The sequence below is a fragment of the Arthrobacter sp. genome (assembly GCF_030540645.1).
In the GTDB taxonomy this organism is placed as follows: domain Bacteria; phylum Actinomycetota; class Actinomycetes; order Actinomycetales; family Micrococcaceae; genus Specibacter.
Genome location: NZ_JAUNVV010000031.1, coordinates 1 through 18,908 on the forward strand (window position 1 = coordinate 1; position 18,908 = coordinate 18,908).

Here is an 18,908-nt window from a genome sequence, read left to right on the forward strand (position 1 = left end):
TTGTGATCCGCTTCTTCAACCTCCAGCACAGCAGCATGATGCTCAGTGTTGAGGACGCCGGACTGGCCAGCGCGGCCGAAGCCGCAGCACGCCGCACGAGTACTCCAACTCACTGGAACAACAGCGAAGAAGGTGCCAGCCCCTTCCTTCTCCCGAGGATGGGTGGACGCACCAGCTGACTGCGACACGCCCCTGCTGAAGCGAATCGGCCAAGCCCCGCTTACAGGTCGCGGTCGACCACGGCTTCAGCGAAGTAGGCAAGAGCCGTCTTTACGGTGCCTTCTGGCATGGGTGCCAGCACTGCAATGGCCGCAGCAGACCATTCCCGGGCCACAGCCCACGATTCAGCGGTCACTGGGTGCTCACGCAGCGCCGTCACGGCGGCTGTCAATGACTCGTCACTGTCCAAGTCGCCGTCAACAAGTGCAAGCACGGCAGCAGCTTCGGCATCACCGGCTGCCGCAGCCTTGCGCAGCAACAGCACCGGCATGGTTGGCACGCGCTCGCGCAGGTCCGTGCCGGGCACCTTCCCGGACACCTGCTTCAATCCTGTGACGTCAATGACGTCGTCGGCCAGCTGGAACGCCACGCCCACCTTTTCACCGTACTCCAACAGCACGTCCTGAATTTCCTCGTCGACCCCGGCGAAGATCGCGCCAAGTTGCCCCGACGCGGCCACGAGCGATCCGGTCTTGTCTGCAATGACGGACAGATAGTGCTCAATCGGGTCCTCGTCGTCGCGCGGCCCCACGGTTTCATGCAGCTGGCCCAGGCACAGGCGTTCAAAGGTGCGGGCCTGGATGCCCAGCGCCCGCCCGCCGAGTTCCGACACCAGAATGGAGGTGCGGGCAAAGATGAGGTCCCCGGTCAGAATGGCCACCGTGTTGCCCCAAACCTCGTGCGCCGTGGGGGCGCCGCGGCGGAAGGGAGCGGAATCCATGACGTCATCGTGGTACAGGGTGGCCAGGTGCGTCAGTTCAACCACGACGGCAGCCTGCACCACTTCGTCCCGGTTCGGGTCCCCGAGGTGGGCGGCTAGAAGTACCAGCAGCGGACGGATCCGTTTGCCGCCGGCTTCAACGAGGTGGCGGCTGGTCGCATCGGCCAACGGGTCGGAGTGGGAAATCGCCTCGCGCAGCCGCTTCTCCACCCGGGCCAAGCTCATGGCGATGGAGGGTCCCAGATCCGGATCGTCAGCAACGGCTGAAAACCCGGACGGTAGTTGCATTTCCGTGGCGATGGCCATGGTGCTGGGATTGGGGTCGTGCGATTCAGGGCGTCCTTGACCAGCGGGGGCCCAGCTGTGGTTCGCAGAAGTAGTCACTACTTAACACTAACTAGTGGAAGGGATTGTTGCTTGGATATGCCTGACATGTCCTGGTTTCCGGTGGCGGGAACCATTTTCTCCAGTAAATGAATCACTCTATCCTCAAAACCGTGTTCGTTCTTGTCCGTGAGATTCGCCATCAGGCGCACCACGAACCGCATCAACACGGGCAAGGGCATGCCTGTGCGCAGTGCCAATTTCATGATGCTCGGTTTGCCGATGAGTGAGGCGAATGCGCGTCCCAGGGTGAAGTGGCTTCCCCACTCGTCGCGGACAAAGTCACTGTAGCCGGAGAGTGCGTGGTTGGCGGCCAACGCGGAGTTGGTGCCTGCTGCCCGGACAATGAACTCGGCTGCGAACCGAGCGGATTCCATGGCGTAGGAAATACCTTCGCCGTTGAACGGGCTGACCATGCCACCGGCATCGCCCAGCAGCATCAGGCCTGCGGAGTAGTGCGGCGTCCGGTTGAAGCCCATGGGCAATGCGGCGCCGCGAATGGGGCCCACCTGGTTTTCGGCCGTGAACCCCCACTCAGCGGGCATTGCGGCAGTCCAATCGCGCAGCACCTGGCGGTAGTCCAATTTTCCGAATTCCTTGGAGGAGTTCAAAATGCCCAAGCCGACGTTGGAAGTGCCGTCCCCGACACCGAACACCCAGCCGTAGCCGGGCAGGACCTTGCCATCCGGCGAGTTCAGCTCCAGCCAACCCTCCATCCAGTCGTCATCGTGGCGCGGGGAGGTGAAGTAAGTGCGGTATGCGACGCCCATCGGCCTGTCGTCACGCTTTTCATGCCCCAGGGAGACAGCAGTACGGGTGGAGTTACCATCGGCAGCCAGCACCACATCGGCAAAGAAGTCCACGGACTCACCCGTCTTCCTGCCCGAGTCATCCAAAAGCGACGCCCTGGCACCCACGACGGTTCCGGCGTCGTCCGTCAGCGCGGTGGAGACGGAGTGGCCCTCGAGGATGACGGCACCCGCGGCCCGGGCGTGCGCTGCAAGGGCCTCGTCGAAGCCCAGGCGGGTGCGGATCAGGCCGTAGTCGGGGAAGTTGCTCAGCTCCGGCCAGGGGACCTCGATTTGCCGGCCGCCGGCGATCAGGCGCAGGCCTTTGTTGCGGCGCCAACCTTCGGTGGGGTCATGCGGGAGGCCCATGAGCTGCATTTCGCGCACGGCGCGCGGCGTCAGGCCGTCACCGCAGACTTTTTCTCGCGGGAAGCGGGTCTTTTCCAGCACGGTCACGTCGATCCCGGCCGTGGCCAGGTGGTAGGCGGCTGTGGATCCGGCAGGGCCGGCCCCCACGATCAGTACCTTCACAGTGTGCGGAGTTCCTTTAGTTGGTGGAGCGGGCGCTAGTTGGTCGGCAGCGGCTTGGTGGCGCGGTGGACGGCCACAATGCCGCCGCTCAAGTTCCGATAGGTGACATCCCGCCAGCCTGATTCGCTCAGCCAGGCGGACAGACTGTCCTGGTTGGGCCACGCGCGGATGGACTCGGCCAGATAGACGTAGGCGTCCGGGTTGGAGGCGACCGTCCGAGCAATGGGCGGCAGCGCACGCATCAAGTATTCGGTGTAGACGGTGCGGAACGGGGCCACCGTGGGGTGTGAAAACTCCGCCACCACAACCTTGCCACCGGGTTTGGTCACGCGCAGCATCTCGCGCAGGGCCTTCTTCGGATCCATGACGTTGCGCAGGCCGAAGGAAATGGTCGAGGCGTCAAAGCAGTTGTCGGCAAACGGCAGGTTCATGGCGTCACCGGCGACAAAATCAATGTCGGGGCGGCGGCGCTTACCCACCTTGAGCATGCCTATGGAGAAGTCGCAGGCCACCACGTGGATACCTGCGTCTGCGTACGGTTCGCTTGAGGTACCCGTGCCGGCGGCCAGATCCAGGACTTTTTGCCCGGGCGCGGCGTCTACCGCGTCAACCACAACGCGACGCCAACGACGCGTCTGTCCCATGGACAGAATGTCATTGACAATGTCGTATTTAGGGGCCACGTCGTCAAACATGGCGGCCATTTCTTCCGGACGCTTCTCCAAGGATGCACGCTTCACCCCCATAGTCTCTCAAACTTTGCTGTACTTCGCGCGCGGTTGCACCCCACTTGTGGGCCATCACACCGCGCTGGGGCCGGACTTTGGCTCCCGGGCGAGTAATCTTGACTCATCATGACTGCTTCCTTGGGCACCCATTCGCTGCGCACCCTGACCATGGCCCTGGATCCGGCCACACTCTCAGGCCTCAACGTGTCCTCCGCTGACAGCTTGTTGGGCGCACTGTCCACCGATGATCCGCTGTGTTGGCTGCGTCGCGGTGAAGGCCTGGTGGGCCTCGGCCAGATCGCGATTTTCAAAGGCACCGGCCCCAGCCGCTTCTCTGACGCCGAACGGTGGTGGCGGAAGCTGCTGCTCTGGGCCGACGTCAGCGACTCCATACGCATGCCGGGCACCGGGCCCATGGCTTTTGGCTCCTTTGCCTTCTCCAAAACCAGCTCCTTTAGGTCCGTGCTGATTGTGCCCGAGCTCGTGGTCGGCTTCTTCGGCGGCACTGCATGGCTCACCCAGCTGTCTCTTGACTGCGCCACCCCCACCACCGATTCCGCCTTGGCCCTCCTGCGTAGAGAACTAGCTGGCTCCGCAATAAGTACGACGCCGGGCCCCGCCTCCGCAGGCACCGTCCAGTCCGGGGCGCTCACCGAGGCACAGTGGAAGGACACAGTGTCCGCCGGGGTGGCTGCGATAGCGCGCGGTGGCTTGGAAAAGGTCGTTTTGGCCCGCGATGTGGTGGCCACGTTCGATGATCCGGTGCGCAGAGTTTCAATTCTGCAACGATTGCTCGATCTTTATTCGGAGTGTTGGACCTACGGAGTGCGCGGCTTGGTTGGCGCCACTCCTGAGATTTTGATCAAGGTGGACGGCTCCACGGCCCAGGCCCGCGTGTTGGCTGGAACCCTTGATCGTGAGGATGAACCAGCCGGCTCCACGGGCTTTGCCAGCACTGTTCTGGGCGGGTCGATCAAGCAGCGCCAAGAGCACGACTTTGCCGTGCGCTCGCTGGTTCGCCAATTGACCCCTTTCGCTTCGGACCTCTCCTTCCCCCCCGAACCGTTTATTCTCGAGCTGCCCAACGTGTGGCATCTGGCCTCTGATGTCACGGCCGAGCTGGCCAGCTCCAACGGTCATCTTCCCAGCTCTCTGGCCTTGGTTGAGGCATTGCATCCCACGGCTGCAGTCTGCGGGACCCCCCGTGATGACGCTGGGCGGCTCATCCTGCAGTTGGAGAAGATGGACCGCGGCCCCTACGCCGGGCCAGTTGGTTGGATGGATGGGGCAGGCAACGGGGAATGGGGCATCGCCTTGCGCGGTGCCGTCCTGGAAGACTCCCGCCATGCACGACTGTATGCAGGTGCCGGCATTGTTGAGGCTTCCGATCCTGAGGCGGAACTCGCCGAGACGTGGGCAAAGTTTCGCCCCATGCTGCAGGCACTCAATCTGCACACCCACACGTAAGAGCATTCCTCTCGTCTGGAACTCCAGACAACAGTCTTTTGCAAAGTCTTGCCTAAGACCCAATAAAGTTGTTCAATAGCAAAATATTGTTTACCGTGATGCACATCACTGCAGGATAGACTATTTTCCATTGCTGGCATCTCACAACGAAATAAAGGGTAAAAATGCGTAATCCAACCAAAATGGGGCTGCAGATTGCAGCTGTTCTTGCTGTTTCAGCCATGGCACTAACCGGTTGCAACAATGCCGAAGTAACCCCCAACAGCAGCAGCGGCAGCGCCACCTTTGATCCTTCCACCGTTGCCAAGGACGATGCGCTGATTGCCATGCTGCCGGCTGCACTTAAGGACAAGGCGACTTTGGATGTTGGTTCCGACACGTCCTACGAACCTGCTGAGTTCCTGGCGGCCGACGGCCAGACTCCCATTGGCTACGACGTTGACCTTGCCAAGGCCATTGGCGCCGTCTTGGGCAAGAAGGTGGACGTGCATACGTCTGAATTCTCCACGATCCTGCCTAGCCTGGGTTCCAAGTACGACTTGGGCATCTCCTCCTTCACCATCACCCCCGAACGGTCCAAGGCCGTGAACTTTGTCAGCTACTTCAATGCTGGCGTTCTCTGGGCGGTACAGAAGGGCAACCCCAAGGGCATCTCCCTGGACGACCTCTGTGGCAAGAAGGTGGGCGTCCAGACCGGAACAGTTGAAGAAGATCCCGATGTCTCCGACCGTTCCAAAGCCTGTGTTGCCGCTGGCAAACCCGCCATTGAAATTATCTCGCTCAAGAACCAGACTGATGTGACCACACGCCTTGTCAGCGGCAGCATCGACGCGATGAGCGCCGATTCACCCATCATTAAGAATGCCCTGCAGAAGACCGGCGACTCGCTGGAGACGCTGGGCGACCTGTATGACGCGGCTCAGCAGGGCATCGCCATCGCGAAGGATGACACCGTCTTTGCCGGGGTCGTTGAAAAAGTCCTGAACAAGCTTATGGCTGACGGCGTCTACACCCAGATCCTCAAGGATTGGAACAACGATGAAGGCGCAATCGCCAAGGCTGTGCTGAATCCGACGGCAAGCAATTGAGTGATCGCACCGTGCGTGAGGCGCAAGCTGGCACGGATGGTGGCCTTGACCTAATCAAGGCAATTCCCGTTCGTCATCCCGGTCGCTGGGTTGGTGCAGCAGTCATACTGCTCTTCGTGGCCTTGGTCATCCAGAGCCTTATCACCAACAAGAACTTCCGCTGGGAGACCGTCGGCAAGTACCTCTTTGACATCTTGGTGTTGCAGAGCATCGGCTGGACGCTGCTGTTGACAGTTGCGTCCATGATCATTGCGATTGTGTTGGCAATCTTGCTGGCCTTCATGCGTCAATCCGAGAACCCGCTGTTCCGATACGTTTCCTGGGCTTGGGTCTGGTTTTTCCGCGGCACGCCCGTCTACACGCAATTGGTGTTTTGGGGACTTGTCTCCGTGCTGTACCCAAAGATCGTCCTTGGCGTTCCGTTCGGGCCCGAATGGCTCTCCTTCGACACCCAAACCATCATCACTGCATTGGTGGGTGCCATTGTTGGCCTGGGCCTGAACGAGTCTGCATACCTGGCTGAAATCTTCCGCGCTGGCTTGAAGTCCGTCGACAACGGTCAGATGGAAGCTGCGGAAGCACTGGGCATGCGCCGCTCCAAGATCATGTGGCGCATCATCCTGCCACAGGCGATGCGGGTCATTGTCCCGCCAACCGGCAACGAAACCATTGGCATGCTCAAAACAACCTCACTGGTTTTGGCCATCCCGTTCACTCTGGACCTGACGTTCGTCACGAACACCATTGCCAACCGCACGTACCTGCCCATCCCCCTGCTGATCGTGGCCGCCATCTGGTACTTGGTGATTACGTCATTGTTGATGGTGGGACAGTTTTACATCGAGCGGTACTACGGCAAGGGCGTTGACAACATCACGCACAAACCCGTCAAGGCAACCGCCGCAGCTGCGGCCGCGCATGCCGGGGGCATACCCAATTCCAGCGGGACCGTGAAAGGCCAGCAGCCATGACAGAAACTTCGGCAACTTCCCAGAAGCAAGGCGCTGCTGTCAAGCCGTTGGTCTCGATTGAGAACGTGCACAAGTTCTTCGGCGACCACCATGTCCTGCAGGGCATAGACCTGCAGGTCAACCCCGGCGAGGTCTCCGTCATCATCGGCCCATCCGGTTCGGGCAAGTCGACATTGCTGCGCTGCATCAACCTGCTGGAAACCATCAGCGCCGGGCGGATCTACGTTCACGATGCACTCATTGGCTACCGTGAACGCAACGGGCGCCTCCACGACCTGAGCAGCAAGCAAATTGCCGCCCAGCGCCGAGAGATCGGGATGGTGTTCCAACGCTTCAACCTGTTCCCGCACAAAACTGCCCTGCAGAACGTCATTGAGGCGCCCACGCAGGTCAAGCACCAGTCCAAGACGGCCGCCAAATTGAAGGCGCACGAACTACTGGAAATGGTCGGTTTGTCCGACCGTACAAACTACTACCCGGCGCAGCTTTCCGGTGGGCAACAGCAACGCGTTGCCATTGCCCGGGCCTTGGCCATGGAGCCGGAGCTCATGCTCTTTGATGAGCCCACCTCAGCCTTGGACCCCGAGCTGGTGGGTGACGTTTTGGAAGTCATGAAAAACCTTGCCAAATCGGGCATGACCATGATTGTGGTAACCCACGAGATCGGTTTTGCCCGCGAAGTGGGTGACACGCTGACGTTCATGGACGCCGGCCAAGTGGTGGAAAGCGGCAATCCGCGCGAGATCATCGCCAACCCGCAGCACCACAGGACGCAGGAGTTCCTCAGCCGCGTGCTGTAGCGCGGCTAGACGGCGGGGCAGATAATATCCTCAGCGACTTTCCGGCCAATCGGCCGCGGGCGGCCTCGGCCTCCCTGACGTCGCCTGCGGGCTAATCTGCCCCGCCGCCAATTTTTGGCAAGATTCCCAATCGTCCTAGACCGCCAGCGCCTTGCTAATCCGCGCATGCAGTTCCCGCAGGCCTGCCCGGCTTGCCGCCACCTCAATGATGTGCCGGCCATGGACCGGCGCGGCGAGCGCGGCATCCAGTTCCGCAGCGGTGTTCACCAGCGTGTGCTCCCACCCGTAGGCTGTGGCGAGCGCAGCGAGCTGCACCGTATGTGGAGTGCCAAAGAAGCGTTCGACGGCGGAGGCGTAGTTGGGTGCCTGCGCCAACCTGCCATGTTCCAGCACTGAGAAAATCCCCCCGCCTGCGTCGTTGAGTACGACGATTTGCAACTGTACCGGCTGTTCGGCAGGGCCGGTGGCGAGTGCACCGGAATCATGTAGGAACGTCACATCGCCGAGCAGCAAACGCGTTGGCCTGTTCGTGGCCAATGCCAGTCCGCTCGCTGTGGAAACGGTGCCGTCAATGCCGGACAGTCCGCGGTTCGCGTAGACGTCCACCCGATTCTCAGCTGTGGGCCTGCCAGCGAGGTCGACGTCGCGGACCGGGTTTGAAGAACCCAGCATGAGATTGCTCCCCGGATCCTGCTGCGCCCTGGCCCACAGGGCACGCGCCACTCGGGGACCAGTCAGCACCCCGCCACTGAGTCCCGGGTCCAGTGCCGTGTCCAGTGCAACTTCTGCCTTGGCGGATGCTCCCTGCCAAGCCTGCAGCCAGCCTTCGGGTCCGCGACCGGCAAAGCCCATCAGCTGATCCCACTGTGTCAGGATCAATTCAGTGCGGCGGCCTGCTTCAAACCACGGGACCGGGGTGGGAAGGAATAGGGCACGTTCCAAGGACGTATCCGCCAACAGTGCACTGATCTGCCGCGACAGGGTGGGGCGGCCAAAGAGCACCACCCGCTGGATAGGTTGTGCGCTGTCCGGGCCGAACTGCTCCAGCAGCAATCGGTAGGGGCCTACTGCGTTCGGGCCGAAGCGGGCGTTGGAAGATGGCTCGGCCAGCAGTGGCAGGCCCAGGAGCCGGGCAAAGTACTCAGCCTCGGGTCCGGCACCGTGCCCCGCCACAACAACAGTCCGGTGACTCGAGGAAGGCAGCGCCTGCGCTGGTCGAGCTTGCGGAGCGGTTGGGGAGCGAGATCCAGTGGTTTCGATAGGCTCAACCGCCGAGTCCTCAACCACCGAGCCTTCAACCACCGGCAGCAGGCGCTCCCATTCTGAACCGTCAAGGGCAGGTGTCAGCGGGTCGCGGAAGGCCAGATTGACTTGTGCGGGTCCGGCTGGGATACCTTCGAGCCGTCCTCGGGCGGCGCTCATTGCGGTGGAGATGGCGCTTGTGGGGTCGGTGCCGGCGGGCACGTCGGTGGCAAAGCGCACGTGCTCGCCAAAGAGATCGAGTTGCTGCGTTGTTTGGTTTGCCCCGGTGCCGCGCAACTCCTCGGGGCGGTCTGCGGACAAGACGATCAAGGGTATGCCGGCATGATTGGCTTCCATTACGGCGGGCATCAGGTTCCCCACAGCAGTTCCGGAAGTTGTGAGCACTGCAACGGGGGAATTGGAACCCAATGCGAGCCCCAGCGCCGTAAATCCGGCAACACGTTCGTCAATACGTACATGGACGCTGAGTCTGCCGTCTGCTTCGGCCTCCGCGAGGGCGTACACCAAAGGGGCGCTACGGGAGCCGGGCGCCACCACCACATGGCCAACCCCTGCCCGTTCCAAGGCATCCACAACATAGCGGGCAGCATCCATCGAGCTTAGTAAAGTCACGCAACTACTCTAGCCATCCGGCGCAGGTAATGGTTGAGCGGGTATGGGCTCTCACCATTCGGATGGTTGGCGAAGCAAGGCGTGGCAGCGGCGCAGGCGCTCCAGCCACCAGTCATGCCGTTGCGCCGGAGCGGCAAAGTGGGCCAGAAGGTCCGGATCTGCCACCACCTCACGCACGTGCATGCCGCCATTGAGGGCGACCAGGCTCGGTGTTGTCACGTCTCCTGCCATGAGGGACACCGTGCCCAAACCGCACGCGTACGGCAGTTCCGGCAGCGCTGCGGCCAGTGCCAATCCCGTGCTGATCCCCACGGAGGAATCCAGCGCGGAGCTGACCACCGCAGGCAGCCCGGCTTCTGCCACGATCTCCAGTGCACGACGGACCCCTCCCAGCGGCGCTGCCTTGATGACCAACAGGTCGGCCGCTCCGGCACGGGCCACCGCCAGCGGGTCGCTGGCTTTGCGGACACTCTCATCGGCAGCAATGAGCACCGAGCCGTTCAGCGTACGCCGCACGGCCGCCATTTCAGCAATGCCGGCCACAGGCTGCTCGGCATATTCAAGGCCAAATACGTTCAACATGCGCAGAGCGGCGATGGCCTGCTCAACACTCCAACCACCATTGGCATCCACCCGGATTTTCGCATCAGGCAGCAAATGTCGCACAGCCCCAACCCGTGCCGCATCATCAGCCATCGACTGCCCGGCCTCGGCCACCTTCACCTTGACGGTGGCCAGACCATCAAAGGAAGCCAACACGGCTGGAACCTGCTCGGCGGACACGGCAGGAACCGTCGCGTTCACCAAAACCCGGCTGCGCACCGGCTCGGGGTACCCCAGCCAGCCAGCCTCCAAGGCCGAGGCCAGCCAGCGGGAGGATTCCTCGTCGTCGTACTCCAGAAACGGGCCAAACTCGCACCAACCGGCAGGACCTTCGAGGATCATGACTTCACGGACCAACACGCCCCGGAACTTTACCCGCATGGGCAGGGCGACAACGTGGGCGGCGGCAACAAGCTGCTCCAGGGAGGGAAGTGAAAACATGCCTTCACTGTAGCCCCAACCCATATTGCCCGAGCGTCAGCAAGCTCCCATGAATCTGTGGGAACCTATAGGCGATGAAAAATAGTTCCCCACATCACCGAACCGGGCCCCGCGGCCGCACTGCCGCGCGCGTCGCCGCTTGGCCATTTCTGGGCGCGGCACTCATCGCCCTGGCCGGATTGCTGCTGAGCTACCGTTTCTTCATTGAAACCACCACTGGCCAGTTCATTGACGAGTCAGCTCTGGTCGAGGCTGCCGTGGTCCGCCGGCGGATCGGTGTCCAGACCGCGCAGGTGCTCGATCTTCTGCCAGTGACCTCAGTGGTCATTGCCGCCGTGGTGGTGCTGTTCGTGACCCTTGCCCGGAGGCGGTGGAAGGCGGCTGGAATCGCGCTTATCGCCATGGCTGCCGCGAACCTCACCACACAGGTCATCAAAGTTGGGCTGCCGGACAGGCCCGCTCTTGGCATCAACACGCTGGCGCTGAACTCGCTGCCATCGGGGCACAGCACGCTCGCTGCCAGTGCGGCGGCCGCCGTGTTCCTGGTGGTTTCCCCGCGCTGGCGCCCCGCTGCGGCTTTCATGGGTGGAAGCTACGCCATCATTGCCGGGATTTCGACGCTGATCAACCAGTGGCACCGCCCGGCCGACGTCGTGGCGGCATTCTTCGTCGTCGCGTTTTGGAGCGTGCTTGCCGGTCTGCTCGTGCTGCGTTCCGGCCCGGGGTGGAATGTGTGGCTGGGCTCCAAACAACATTGGGCGTCCTCGCGGGGTTGGACCGCTCTGGCTGTGGTTGCCGTACTGCTGGCCGGGGCTGCCGCCACCTTGGTCCTGCGCCATGTTTCGGCCAATGGAGGTGCCAGCAGTGTCAGCTACTTCCTGGTAGGGGTTGCCCAGATCGTGGTGGCAGGATACGGGCTCACCATTGCCGGCACGCTGCTTCTGACCCTGCCCGTACGACGGCGCTCCTCACGTTAGTCTGTTGACTTGCCTGAGTCCTCCTCGGGACCGTTGCCTTCAATGCACTCATTGCACTGTGGCCTTGTTGCGCGGGATCCAGTAGCCCAGCACAGCGGCTGCTGCCAAACCTAGGAATCCTGTGGCGGCAATGCCGAATGACAAGGTGACCACGGCTGTCAGCCCAGCCAGAATGGCGGGGCCGCCGGAACCTCCAATATCCGAGAAGAACCGCCAGATGCCCAGGAACTGGGCCCGGCCGCGGCGAGGTGCATAGTCAGCACCCAACGTCATGATGAGCCCCGAGCTGATGCCGTTGCCAAAGCCAATGAGCAGGGCGGCCAGCAGCAACGTCGCCGCCCCGGTTGTCAGCGGAATGAGCAGTAGTGCGATCCCCATGAGGACCATGGAGGGTACTGCCACTGCCCTGCGGCCCTTCTTGTCCATGATCCTGCCGGACGGGTAGAAAATGAGCATGTCAATAGCCCCTGAGAGTCCATAAATCAGCGACGTCGCTGCCGGGCTCAGGCCCAGGTTGTCGGCCCACAGCGGCACCACCACCTGCCGTGAGGACCGCACGGCGCTGACCAGCAATATCCCGACGCCAACCGTCAGAAATACTCTGCGGTGCGCCATGACCAGGGAACGAATGGTCGGGGCAGGGCCCTTGACGGGAACGGAGGCGTCGCTGACCAGATCCGGCAGCCAGCCGGCCAACGTTCCGGCTGCGGCTATGGCCACGGCCGCCACCCAATAGGCACCTGTCAGGCCCACCAGGTGGATGACGAACGCGCCAATGAAAGGTCCGGCGAACAGTCCGATCCGCCCCACGCCTCCCAGCGTGGACATGGCCCGGGCCCGCAGGAACGCGGGAACGGCCTCTGTCAGGTAGCTTTGGCGGGCCAGGTTGAACACGGCGGCTGCTGCGCCGATCAAAAACACACCGGTACCGAATTGCCACAGGTTCGTGGAGAACACGCACAGCAACAGGGCCACGAGGCTCAGTCCTGCTGCACCCATCATGCCCCGGCGTTCACCAAATTTGGCTGTGATGATCGACGCCGGAATGTTGCTGACCAGCGATCCGATGCCGATCAAAGCCACCACCAGCGCGGCACCGGCCAAGGAGGATCCCATGTCGCGAGCGCTCAGCGGAATGATTGGCAGGATGGCACCTTCGCCAACCCCAAACAGCAAGGATGGTCCAAACGCCGGAACGGCTATGGACCACAGGCTGAATTCGCCTGGTTTCGAGTTCTTGCTCACCGTCTCAACACTACGCCCGCAGTTCTCCGGGCTGCCGTCACTCAGCCTGCCGGCACGAGCCCACCTGTTTTGCCCGGGCCACCTGTCTCCATAATGTCCGCCATCGCTGCGGCAAACGTGGCGTCAACGGGCCGTCCGTGACCGGGAATCATGACGGGGTATTTTCCGCCCATGCCTGCCAGGCGCCGCAATACAGCAACCCATTCTGCAGGGTAGGAATCGTCAAAGGACGGCGGCGCACCTTCCTCCAATACGTCTCCGGCGAAAAGAACGCCGGGTGCGCCCACCATGAGATCGCCGTCGGTATGCCCCCGCCCAAGCGTGAACAAATCCACGACGATCCCGCCAAGATCCAGTTCTACGGACGTCTCGACGCGCCCATCCGCGCCTGGCCTTTCGCCCACCAAGAGGGATGGCACCACAATCTCCGTTCCCGCCCCAACCCCGGCAGCCATTTCAGGTTCCGGCCCGCCCACAAACACCCGTTGCGACTCCCCCGTCCCAGCGATGACCCGTGCTGCGGCCGCGTGCGCCCAGAAGTCCGGACCGCCGCGGTGCCTCTCACCATCGTGCTGGGCTGCTGACGGATTCGCACCGTCCTGCCGGAAGACGGCGTTGCCAAAGAAATGGTCCCAGTGCGCATGCGTGTTGACCACCACCAGCGGCAGGGCTGTCACGGCGCGCACCGCCGCCAGGATCTCGGCGCCGTGGCGGGGCCCGCAGCCGGTATCAATCACAAGCGCCCGTTCGGATCCCACCACGAGCCCAATGTTCACCAGTGCCCGGGCCGCACTGCTGCGCAGCACGAAACTTCCCCCGCCCAACGCCTGCCAATCGTCACGGTCTTGCCCCACCATGAGTCCTTTCGAATCCGCACGTCCTCGTTGTCCCCGTGCCCCTAGCCTAGAGTTCGGCCAGCACACCCGCCGGGTTTTCCATGGCATCGGCCACGAAGCGCAGGAACCCGGCAGCGACGGCTCCGTCGCAAACACGGTGGTCGAACGCGAGCGTCAGCTCCGTCATTTTGCGCACGCACAGCGCCCCGTCCACCACCCATGGCTTGTCCATGATCCGCCCCAGCCCCAGCATCGCCGCTTCCGGAGAGTTGATGATGGCGGCCGAGCCGTCCACGCCCAACACACCGTAGTTGTTGATGGTGAACGTGCCGCCCGACAATTCCGCAGGGCCGGAATGTGCACCCAGCGCGCGTTCGGTGAGCGCGCCGATGGCCTCGCCCAACTCCCTGGCAGTTCGTCCCTGCGCATTGCGGAGCACCGGCACCACCAGTCCGCGCTCGGTCTGCGTGGCAAAGCCCAGGTTGATGCCGGCAAATTCCACCAGCGAGTCCTGCCCGTCACCGCTCACCAGCTGCATGTTCAGTTCCGGGAACCGACCCAGGCCCGCGACCGCGAACCGCGCAATGAAGGCAAGCAGGCTCGGCGCCACACCCTTCGCCTTCATCCCCCGACGCAGTTCCACCAGGAGCGTCGCGTCCACGTCCACCCAGACGGTGGCGTCGGGAATCTCCCTCCGGCTGCGCACCAGCGCCGCTGCGGCCGCCTTCTTCAGGCCCGTCAGCGGCCTCCGACCCACCACGGTCAGTCCCGTGCGTTGATCGACGACGCCGGACACCTCCCCCGCCTGCTCCCGATCTGTCTCCGAGCCCGCGGCTGGTTCCGAGCCCATGACAGCTTCAACGTCGGAGCGCAGAATCAGTCCGTCGCTGCCCGATCCGTGGATTTCCGACAGCGCGATGCCGTGGTCCTGGGCGAGCTTGCGCACCAGCGGCGAGACCACCAGGGGCGCTTGCCGCACGGCTGGCCGGCTGCGCCCCGGCCCCGAGGGTTCTGTAGACCCGTAACCGACCAGCACATTTCCGGACCCGCCTGACTCCGGAGTCGGCGCCGACTCAGCGGCCGACTCAGACGCCGGCTGGTCCGCAAGCTCCCCGGTCTCCGCAGGCTCCGCCGACTCCCCCGTCCCAGCGGTGGCGATGGTGATCAGCGGCTTGCCAACTTCCAGGGAGTCTCCCTCGGCACCGTGCAAGATGGTCACCGTGCCTTCATAGGGCGAAGGCACCTCCACCACGGATTTGGCCGTTTCAACTTCAGCGATGGGCTGGTCAATGTGCACGGTGTCCCCAACGGCAACCAGCCAGGAGACGAGCTCGGCTTCCACCAGCCCCTCGCCCAGATCCGGCAAAAAGAAGACCTGTCCGTTTGCCTGTACCTGCCCCTGGCTGTTCATGATTCCTCCCATTGAAGTTTGTCCACGGCATCCAGAATCCTGTCGACGCCCGGCAAATAGTGCTGTTCCAGCTTCGGGGCTGGGTAGGGAATGTCGAACCCCGTCACCCGCAGCACCGGTGCGGCCAGCGAGTGGAAGCAGCGTTCCTGGATGCGCGCGGCAATCTCGGAGGCCATCGAAGCGAATCCCGGCGCCTCCGCAATGACCACCACCCGCCCGGTGGACCTGACGGCGGCGCAGATGGTTTCGTCGTCGAACGGGACAAGGGACCGGACGTCGAGAACCTGTAGCGACCGGCCCTCGGTGGCGGCAGTTTCCGCGGCTGCGAGCGCCGGAGCCACGGACGGGCCGTAGGCGATGAGTGTTGCGTCGGTGCCTTCACGGATGACGGCGGCGTGCCCAATGCTGGACGGAGCGGCGTTGGCTCCGCCGCGCTCCGCAGCGGGTGTGTATCTGGCGCGCAGTGCGTCGAGGTCCACTGTGGCTTTGGAAAAGTACAGCTTCTTCGGTTCCATGAACACCACCGGGTCAGGGCTGGCGATGGCGTCGCGGAGCAGGATGTAGGCGTCTTCAACACTCGACGGCGTGAGGACCGTCAGCCCCGGAGTGTGGACGTAGTAGCCTTCTGAGGAATCACAGTGGTGCTCCACCCCGCCAATACCTCCTGCGTAGGGGATGCGGATGACCAGTGGCAGACGGATGTTTCCCCGCGTGCGGTTGCCCATCTTGGCCACATGGCTGACGATTTGTTCAAACCCCGGGAAGGCGAAGGCATCGAACTGCAACTCCACCACTGGGCGCATGCCGTTGATCGCCATGCCTACGGCCATCCCCACAATGCCTGATTCGGCCAGCGGCGTGTCAAAGCAGCGTTCCTCACCGAACCTTGTCTTCAGCCCATCCGTCACGCGGAACACCCCGCCAAGCGTTCCCACATCTTCGCCAAAGACCATCACCGAGGTATCGGCGGCCATGGCATCGCTCATGGCCAGCGTCAGGGCCTTGGCGAAGGTCAGCTGCTGGACTCCAACAAGCTCGGCTTCATTCACCGCCGTGGCAGTCATGACGCCCCTCCTTGCTGCGCCGCGGCAAGTTCCGCGGCCAACATGGCACTTTGCTCGCGCAGCTGGGAGGTTGGCTCCCTGTAAACGTATCTGAACATGTCCAGCGGATCAGGAGTGCTCTTCGTGTTCATCCCATCGCGCAGTGTCTTGGCCACGACATCGGCAGCCACGGCGAAACGTTCGGTGTCCGCGGAAGCCAGGTGTCCGGCGTCGTGCAGGTATTTCTTCAGGCGCAGCAGCGGATCCTTGGGCACCCATTGCGCCACTTCCACCGAGGAGCGGTAGCGCGTGGCGTCGTCGGCGTTGGTGTGCGATTCCATCCGGTACGTGTGCGCCTCAATGAGCGCGGGGCCGCCGCCGTTGCGCGCCCGTTCCACGGCACTGCCCACCACCGCAAGCAGGGCGGCCAGGTCGTTGCCGTCCACGCGCTCCCCCGGCATGCCGTAGCCAATCGCCTTGTGTGCCAACGACGGCGCCACGGACTGGTGGATGAGGGGAACCGAGATGGCGTACTGGTTGTTTTGGATCAGGAAGACGACCGGCACGTGGAACACGGCGGCGAAGTTCAACGCCACGTGGAAGTCGCCCTCGCTCGTGGCCCCGTCGCCGCACAGTGCCAGCACCACGGTGTCCTCGCCGCGCAGCTTGGCCGCGTGCGCCACCCCGACGGCGTGCGGCAGCTGCGTGGCCAGCGAAGTGGTGGGCAGGGCCGTGTTGTATTCGTAGGGGTCGAAACCGCTGTGCCAGTCCCCGCGCAGGGATTCAAAGGCCTCCATGGGCTTGACGCCGCGGCCCATGATGGCCACGGTGTCCCGGTACGTGCCGAACAGCCAGTCGTTGCGGCGCAAAGTCATGTAGGCCGCCACTTGGCAGGCTTCCTGCCCGAACGACGACGGATACACCGCCATCCGCCCCTGCCGCACCAAAGCACCGGCCTGTTCGTTGATCCGCCGACCCAGCACCAGCTGGCCGTACCCTTCCAACAGTGTTGGCGCGTCGGGCAGAGGGTAGTTTTGCTTGTACTTTCCGCCCGTGCGGGCAGTTCCTTCCTCGTTTATCAGCTGGACGGGGATGGCAGATGGCAGCAGGTACTCGCCTTGGCGTCCGGCCAACAGTGCAGCATTTCCCGGGTGGTCCAGGAATTCCGGATGGTTCGTCATTGAACACTCATTCCTTCCAACGGGCGGCAGGACGGCCAGAAGTGAAACAGGCCCACCGATTCCCTACAGCAACAAAGATGTTCCGCTAACCTCAGTATGTGTTTTCTTGCGGAACGTCGCCATAACTCTTGAAAACACTGGAATTTTGCGTCGATTCTCCATACTCTGGAAGACACAACCACGACCGTAGGCGCGTTGGCCGCCCAAGTTGTTCCCGGCGTCGGGCCTTCCCGGCCTCCGTCATCCCGGCATGTGAAGGAGCATCATGGAAGAGCATCTTCCCGAGCCGCTGGACGAGGTGGACCGGCGGATCATTGCCGAGCTCACCCGCGATGGCCGGATGTCTGTCAGTGTCGTGGCCGAGAACGTGCACATCTCCCGCGCTCACGCGTACGCCCGGATTTCCAAACTCACCTCCAGCGGCGTGCTGACGAAGTTCACGGCACTGGTGGATCCGGTGAAGGCGGGGCTGAAATCCTCCGCCTATGTGACGCTGAAGGTCAGCCAGCACTCGTGGCGGGAACTGCGTGAGGAACTACGGGCCATCCCCGAGGTGGCCCACATTGCGCTGGTCGGTGGCGACTTTGACGTGATTTTGCTGGTGCGGGCCGAGGACAACCAGGGACTGCGCCGGGTGGTCTTCGACCAGCTCCAATCCATGGCCGGGGTGCTGGACACGCAGACATTTTTGATCTTTGAGGACGTGGACAACCGGTAGCCGGCCGCCCGCTGGCCCGCCCGTTCCCCGCCGGCGCAACCCTGTTGGAACTGCCCTGTTGGAACCGCGGTGGCGGAGCTACGCTGAATCCATGGACACCGCAGCCAAGGCAACTGAACTTCTCCGTCTCCACCATGCCCCGGACATCCTTCAGCTGGCCAATGTGTGGGATGCAGTCAGCGCCAAGGTGGTCGCCGAGCTTCCCGGCACCACGGCCCTGGCCACGGCCAGCCATTCCATTGCCGCAGCCTATGGATACGAGGACGGTGAGCATATCCCCGCTGCCACCATGATTGAGGCGGTTGGCCGGATCGCAGCAGTAACGGTTTTGCCGGTCACTGCTGATCTGGAACGCGGTTACGGAAGCCCGGGTGAGACCATCCGCAAGGCGGTCGGGGTCGGGATTGTCGGCGCCAACATCGAGGACCAGATGCTGCCGCTCCCGGAAGCCGTTGCCCGCATGAAACTGGCGGCGGACGCCGGAGCTGCAGAGGGGATTGATTTTGTGCTCAACGCCCGCACCGATGCTTTCCTGCGCGGAGCGGGCCGCGAGCCGCGCGAGATACTCGAGGCCGCCGTCGAACGTGGCCGTGCGTATCTGGAGGTGGGGGCTGACTGCATCTTTGTCCCGGGCAAGCTGGATGAGCCAACGGTGACGGCTCTCGTGGCAGGCATTGGGCGCGGGCTGGTCAGCGTCATGGGAGTGCCGGGGTCCCTGGCTCCGGCGAAGCTTCAGGAATTGGGTGTGGCGCGCATTTCCTATGGGCCGTGGATGCAGCGGGTTTCCTTGACCGCCATGGCCGACGCCGCCACGGCGCTCATGAACAACGGCGCCCTGCCGGAAGGCACCCGCATGCTGAACTGATTGCTGGCTGTTTCTG

The 18,908-nt window shown here is 63.1% G+C and carries 17 protein-coding genes; 7 read left to right on the plus strand and 10 right to left on the minus strand.

Annotation, left to right across the window (positions count from 1 at the left end; genetic code table 11):
* Positions 1–220 precede the first annotated feature (220 nt).
* From Q4P21_RS07795 to Q4P21_RS07805, 3 genes are read right to left on the minus strand one after another with little or no spacing between them, the layout of a single operon-like run.
* A complete protein-coding gene (locus Q4P21_RS07795) occupies positions 221–1,324 on the minus strand; it encodes a polyprenyl synthetase family protein (RefSeq protein WP_303388223.1) in 1,104 nt (367 codons plus the stop codon).
* Entirely contained in the window at positions 1,324–2,643 is a 1,320-nt protein-coding gene (locus Q4P21_RS07800; RefSeq protein ID WP_303388224.1) for a geranylgeranyl reductase family protein, read from the minus strand. Before Q4P21_RS07800 ends, Q4P21_RS07795 begins: the two co-directional genes overlap by 1 nt.
* Positions 2,644–2,678: 35 nt before the next feature.
* Positions 2,679–3,383 (minus strand): demethylmenaquinone methyltransferase, encoded by a 705-nt coding sequence (locus Q4P21_RS07805; protein ID WP_303388225.1) that lies wholly within the window; start codon positions 3,381–3,383, stop codon positions 2,679–2,681.
* Between the two features lie 114 nt (positions 3,384–3,497).
* On the opposite strand from Q4P21_RS07805, the gene Q4P21_RS07810 reads away from it, so the two are divergent.
* The 4 genes from Q4P21_RS07810 to Q4P21_RS07825 all read left to right on the plus strand — a co-directional run bounded on the left by Q4P21_RS07810 (position 3,498) and on the right by Q4P21_RS07825 (position 7,697).
* Positions 3,498–4,838 carry an isochorismate synthase MenF gene (locus Q4P21_RS07810; protein WP_303388226.1) on the plus strand — a complete coding sequence of 447 codons (1,341 nt, stop codon included), beginning with the start codon at positions 3,498–3,500 and terminating at the stop codon, positions 4,836–4,838.
* Between the two features lie 164 nt (positions 4,839–5,002).
* Positions 5,003–5,926 (plus strand): ABC transporter substrate-binding protein, encoded by a 924-nt coding sequence (locus Q4P21_RS07815; protein ID WP_303388227.1) that lies wholly within the window; start codon positions 5,003–5,005, stop codon positions 5,924–5,926.
* Positions 5,923–6,897: an amino acid ABC transporter permease gene (locus Q4P21_RS07820; protein WP_303388228.1), complete on the plus strand. Its 975-nt coding sequence runs from the start codon at positions 5,923–5,925 to the stop codon at positions 6,895–6,897. The genes Q4P21_RS07815 and Q4P21_RS07820 overlap by 4 nt, the downstream gene beginning before the upstream one ends.
* Positions 6,894–7,697 carry an amino acid ABC transporter ATP-binding protein gene (locus Q4P21_RS07825; RefSeq protein ID WP_303388229.1) on the plus strand — a complete coding sequence of 268 codons (804 nt, stop codon included), beginning with the start codon at positions 6,894–6,896 and terminating at the stop codon, positions 7,695–7,697. The genes Q4P21_RS07820 and Q4P21_RS07825 overlap by 4 nt, the downstream gene beginning before the upstream one ends.
* A 135-nt stretch (positions 7,698–7,832) precedes the next feature.
* Here the strand turns inward: Q4P21_RS07825 and menD are convergent, their stop codons facing one another.
* Together menD and Q4P21_RS07835 are read right to left on the minus strand one after the other, a co-directional pair.
* The gene (gene menD / locus Q4P21_RS07830; RefSeq protein ID WP_303388253.1) at positions 7,833–9,554 is read right to left on the minus strand and encodes a 2-succinyl-5-enolpyruvyl-6-hydroxy-3-cyclohexene-1-carboxylic-acid synthase; all 1,722 of its coding nucleotides are present in this window, start codon (positions 9,552–9,554) and stop codon (positions 7,833–7,835) included.
* 69 nt (positions 9,555–9,623) lie between these two features.
* The gene (locus Q4P21_RS07835) at positions 9,624–10,616 is read right to left on the minus strand and encodes an o-succinylbenzoate synthase (RefSeq protein WP_303388230.1); all 993 of its coding nucleotides are present in this window, start codon (positions 10,614–10,616) and stop codon (positions 9,624–9,626) included.
* Positions 10,617–10,690: 74 nt separating this feature from the next.
* On the opposite strand from Q4P21_RS07835, the gene Q4P21_RS07840 reads away from it, so the two are divergent.
* Positions 10,691–11,593, plus strand: coding sequence for a phosphatase PAP2 family protein (locus tag Q4P21_RS07840; RefSeq protein ID WP_303388231.1), 903 nt, complete (start codon positions 10,691–10,693; stop codon positions 11,591–11,593).
* A gap of 48 nt (positions 11,594–11,641) precedes the next feature.
* Here Q4P21_RS07840 and Q4P21_RS07845 read toward each other — a convergent pair whose 3' ends face one another.
* Genes Q4P21_RS07845 through Q4P21_RS07865 form a run of 5 tightly spaced genes read right to left on the minus strand, consistent with a single transcriptional unit; the run spans position 11,642 to position 17,309 of the window.
* On the minus strand, positions 11,642–12,838 hold the full coding sequence (locus Q4P21_RS07845; protein WP_303388232.1) for an MFS transporter: 1,197 nt from the start codon (positions 12,836–12,838) through the stop codon (positions 11,642–11,644).
* A 41-nt stretch (positions 12,839–12,879) separates the two neighbouring features.
* Positions 12,880–13,695 carry an MBL fold metallo-hydrolase gene (locus tag Q4P21_RS07850; protein WP_303388233.1) on the minus strand — a complete coding sequence of 272 codons (816 nt, stop codon included), beginning with the start codon at positions 13,693–13,695 and terminating at the stop codon, positions 12,880–12,882.
* A gap of 46 nt (positions 13,696–13,741) precedes the next feature.
* Positions 13,742–15,085, minus strand: coding sequence for a dihydrolipoamide acetyltransferase family protein (locus Q4P21_RS07855; RefSeq protein WP_303388234.1), 1,344 nt, complete (start codon positions 15,083–15,085; stop codon positions 13,742–13,744).
* Entirely contained in the window at positions 15,082–16,149 is a 1,068-nt protein-coding gene (locus Q4P21_RS07860; protein WP_303388235.1) for an alpha-ketoacid dehydrogenase subunit beta, read from the minus strand. Before Q4P21_RS07860 ends, Q4P21_RS07855 begins: the two co-directional genes overlap by 4 nt.
* The gene (locus tag Q4P21_RS07865) at positions 16,146–17,309 is read right to left on the minus strand and encodes a thiamine pyrophosphate-dependent enzyme (RefSeq protein ID WP_303388236.1); all 1,164 of its coding nucleotides are present in this window, start codon (positions 17,307–17,309) and stop codon (positions 16,146–16,148) included. Before Q4P21_RS07865 ends, Q4P21_RS07860 begins: the two co-directional genes overlap by 4 nt.
* A 265-nt stretch (positions 17,310–17,574) precedes the next feature.
* Between Q4P21_RS07865 and Q4P21_RS07870 the strand changes: the two genes are divergently transcribed.
* Entirely contained in the window at positions 17,575–18,027 is a 453-nt protein-coding gene (locus Q4P21_RS07870) for an Lrp/AsnC family transcriptional regulator (protein WP_207343338.1), read from the plus strand.
* 91 nt (positions 18,028–18,118) lie between these two features.
* Positions 18,119–18,892, plus strand: a complete 774-nt coding sequence (locus Q4P21_RS07875; protein WP_303388237.1) for an isocitrate lyase/phosphoenolpyruvate mutase family protein — start codon at positions 18,119–18,121, stop codon at positions 18,890–18,892.
* Positions 18,893–18,908 lie beyond the last annotated feature (16 nt).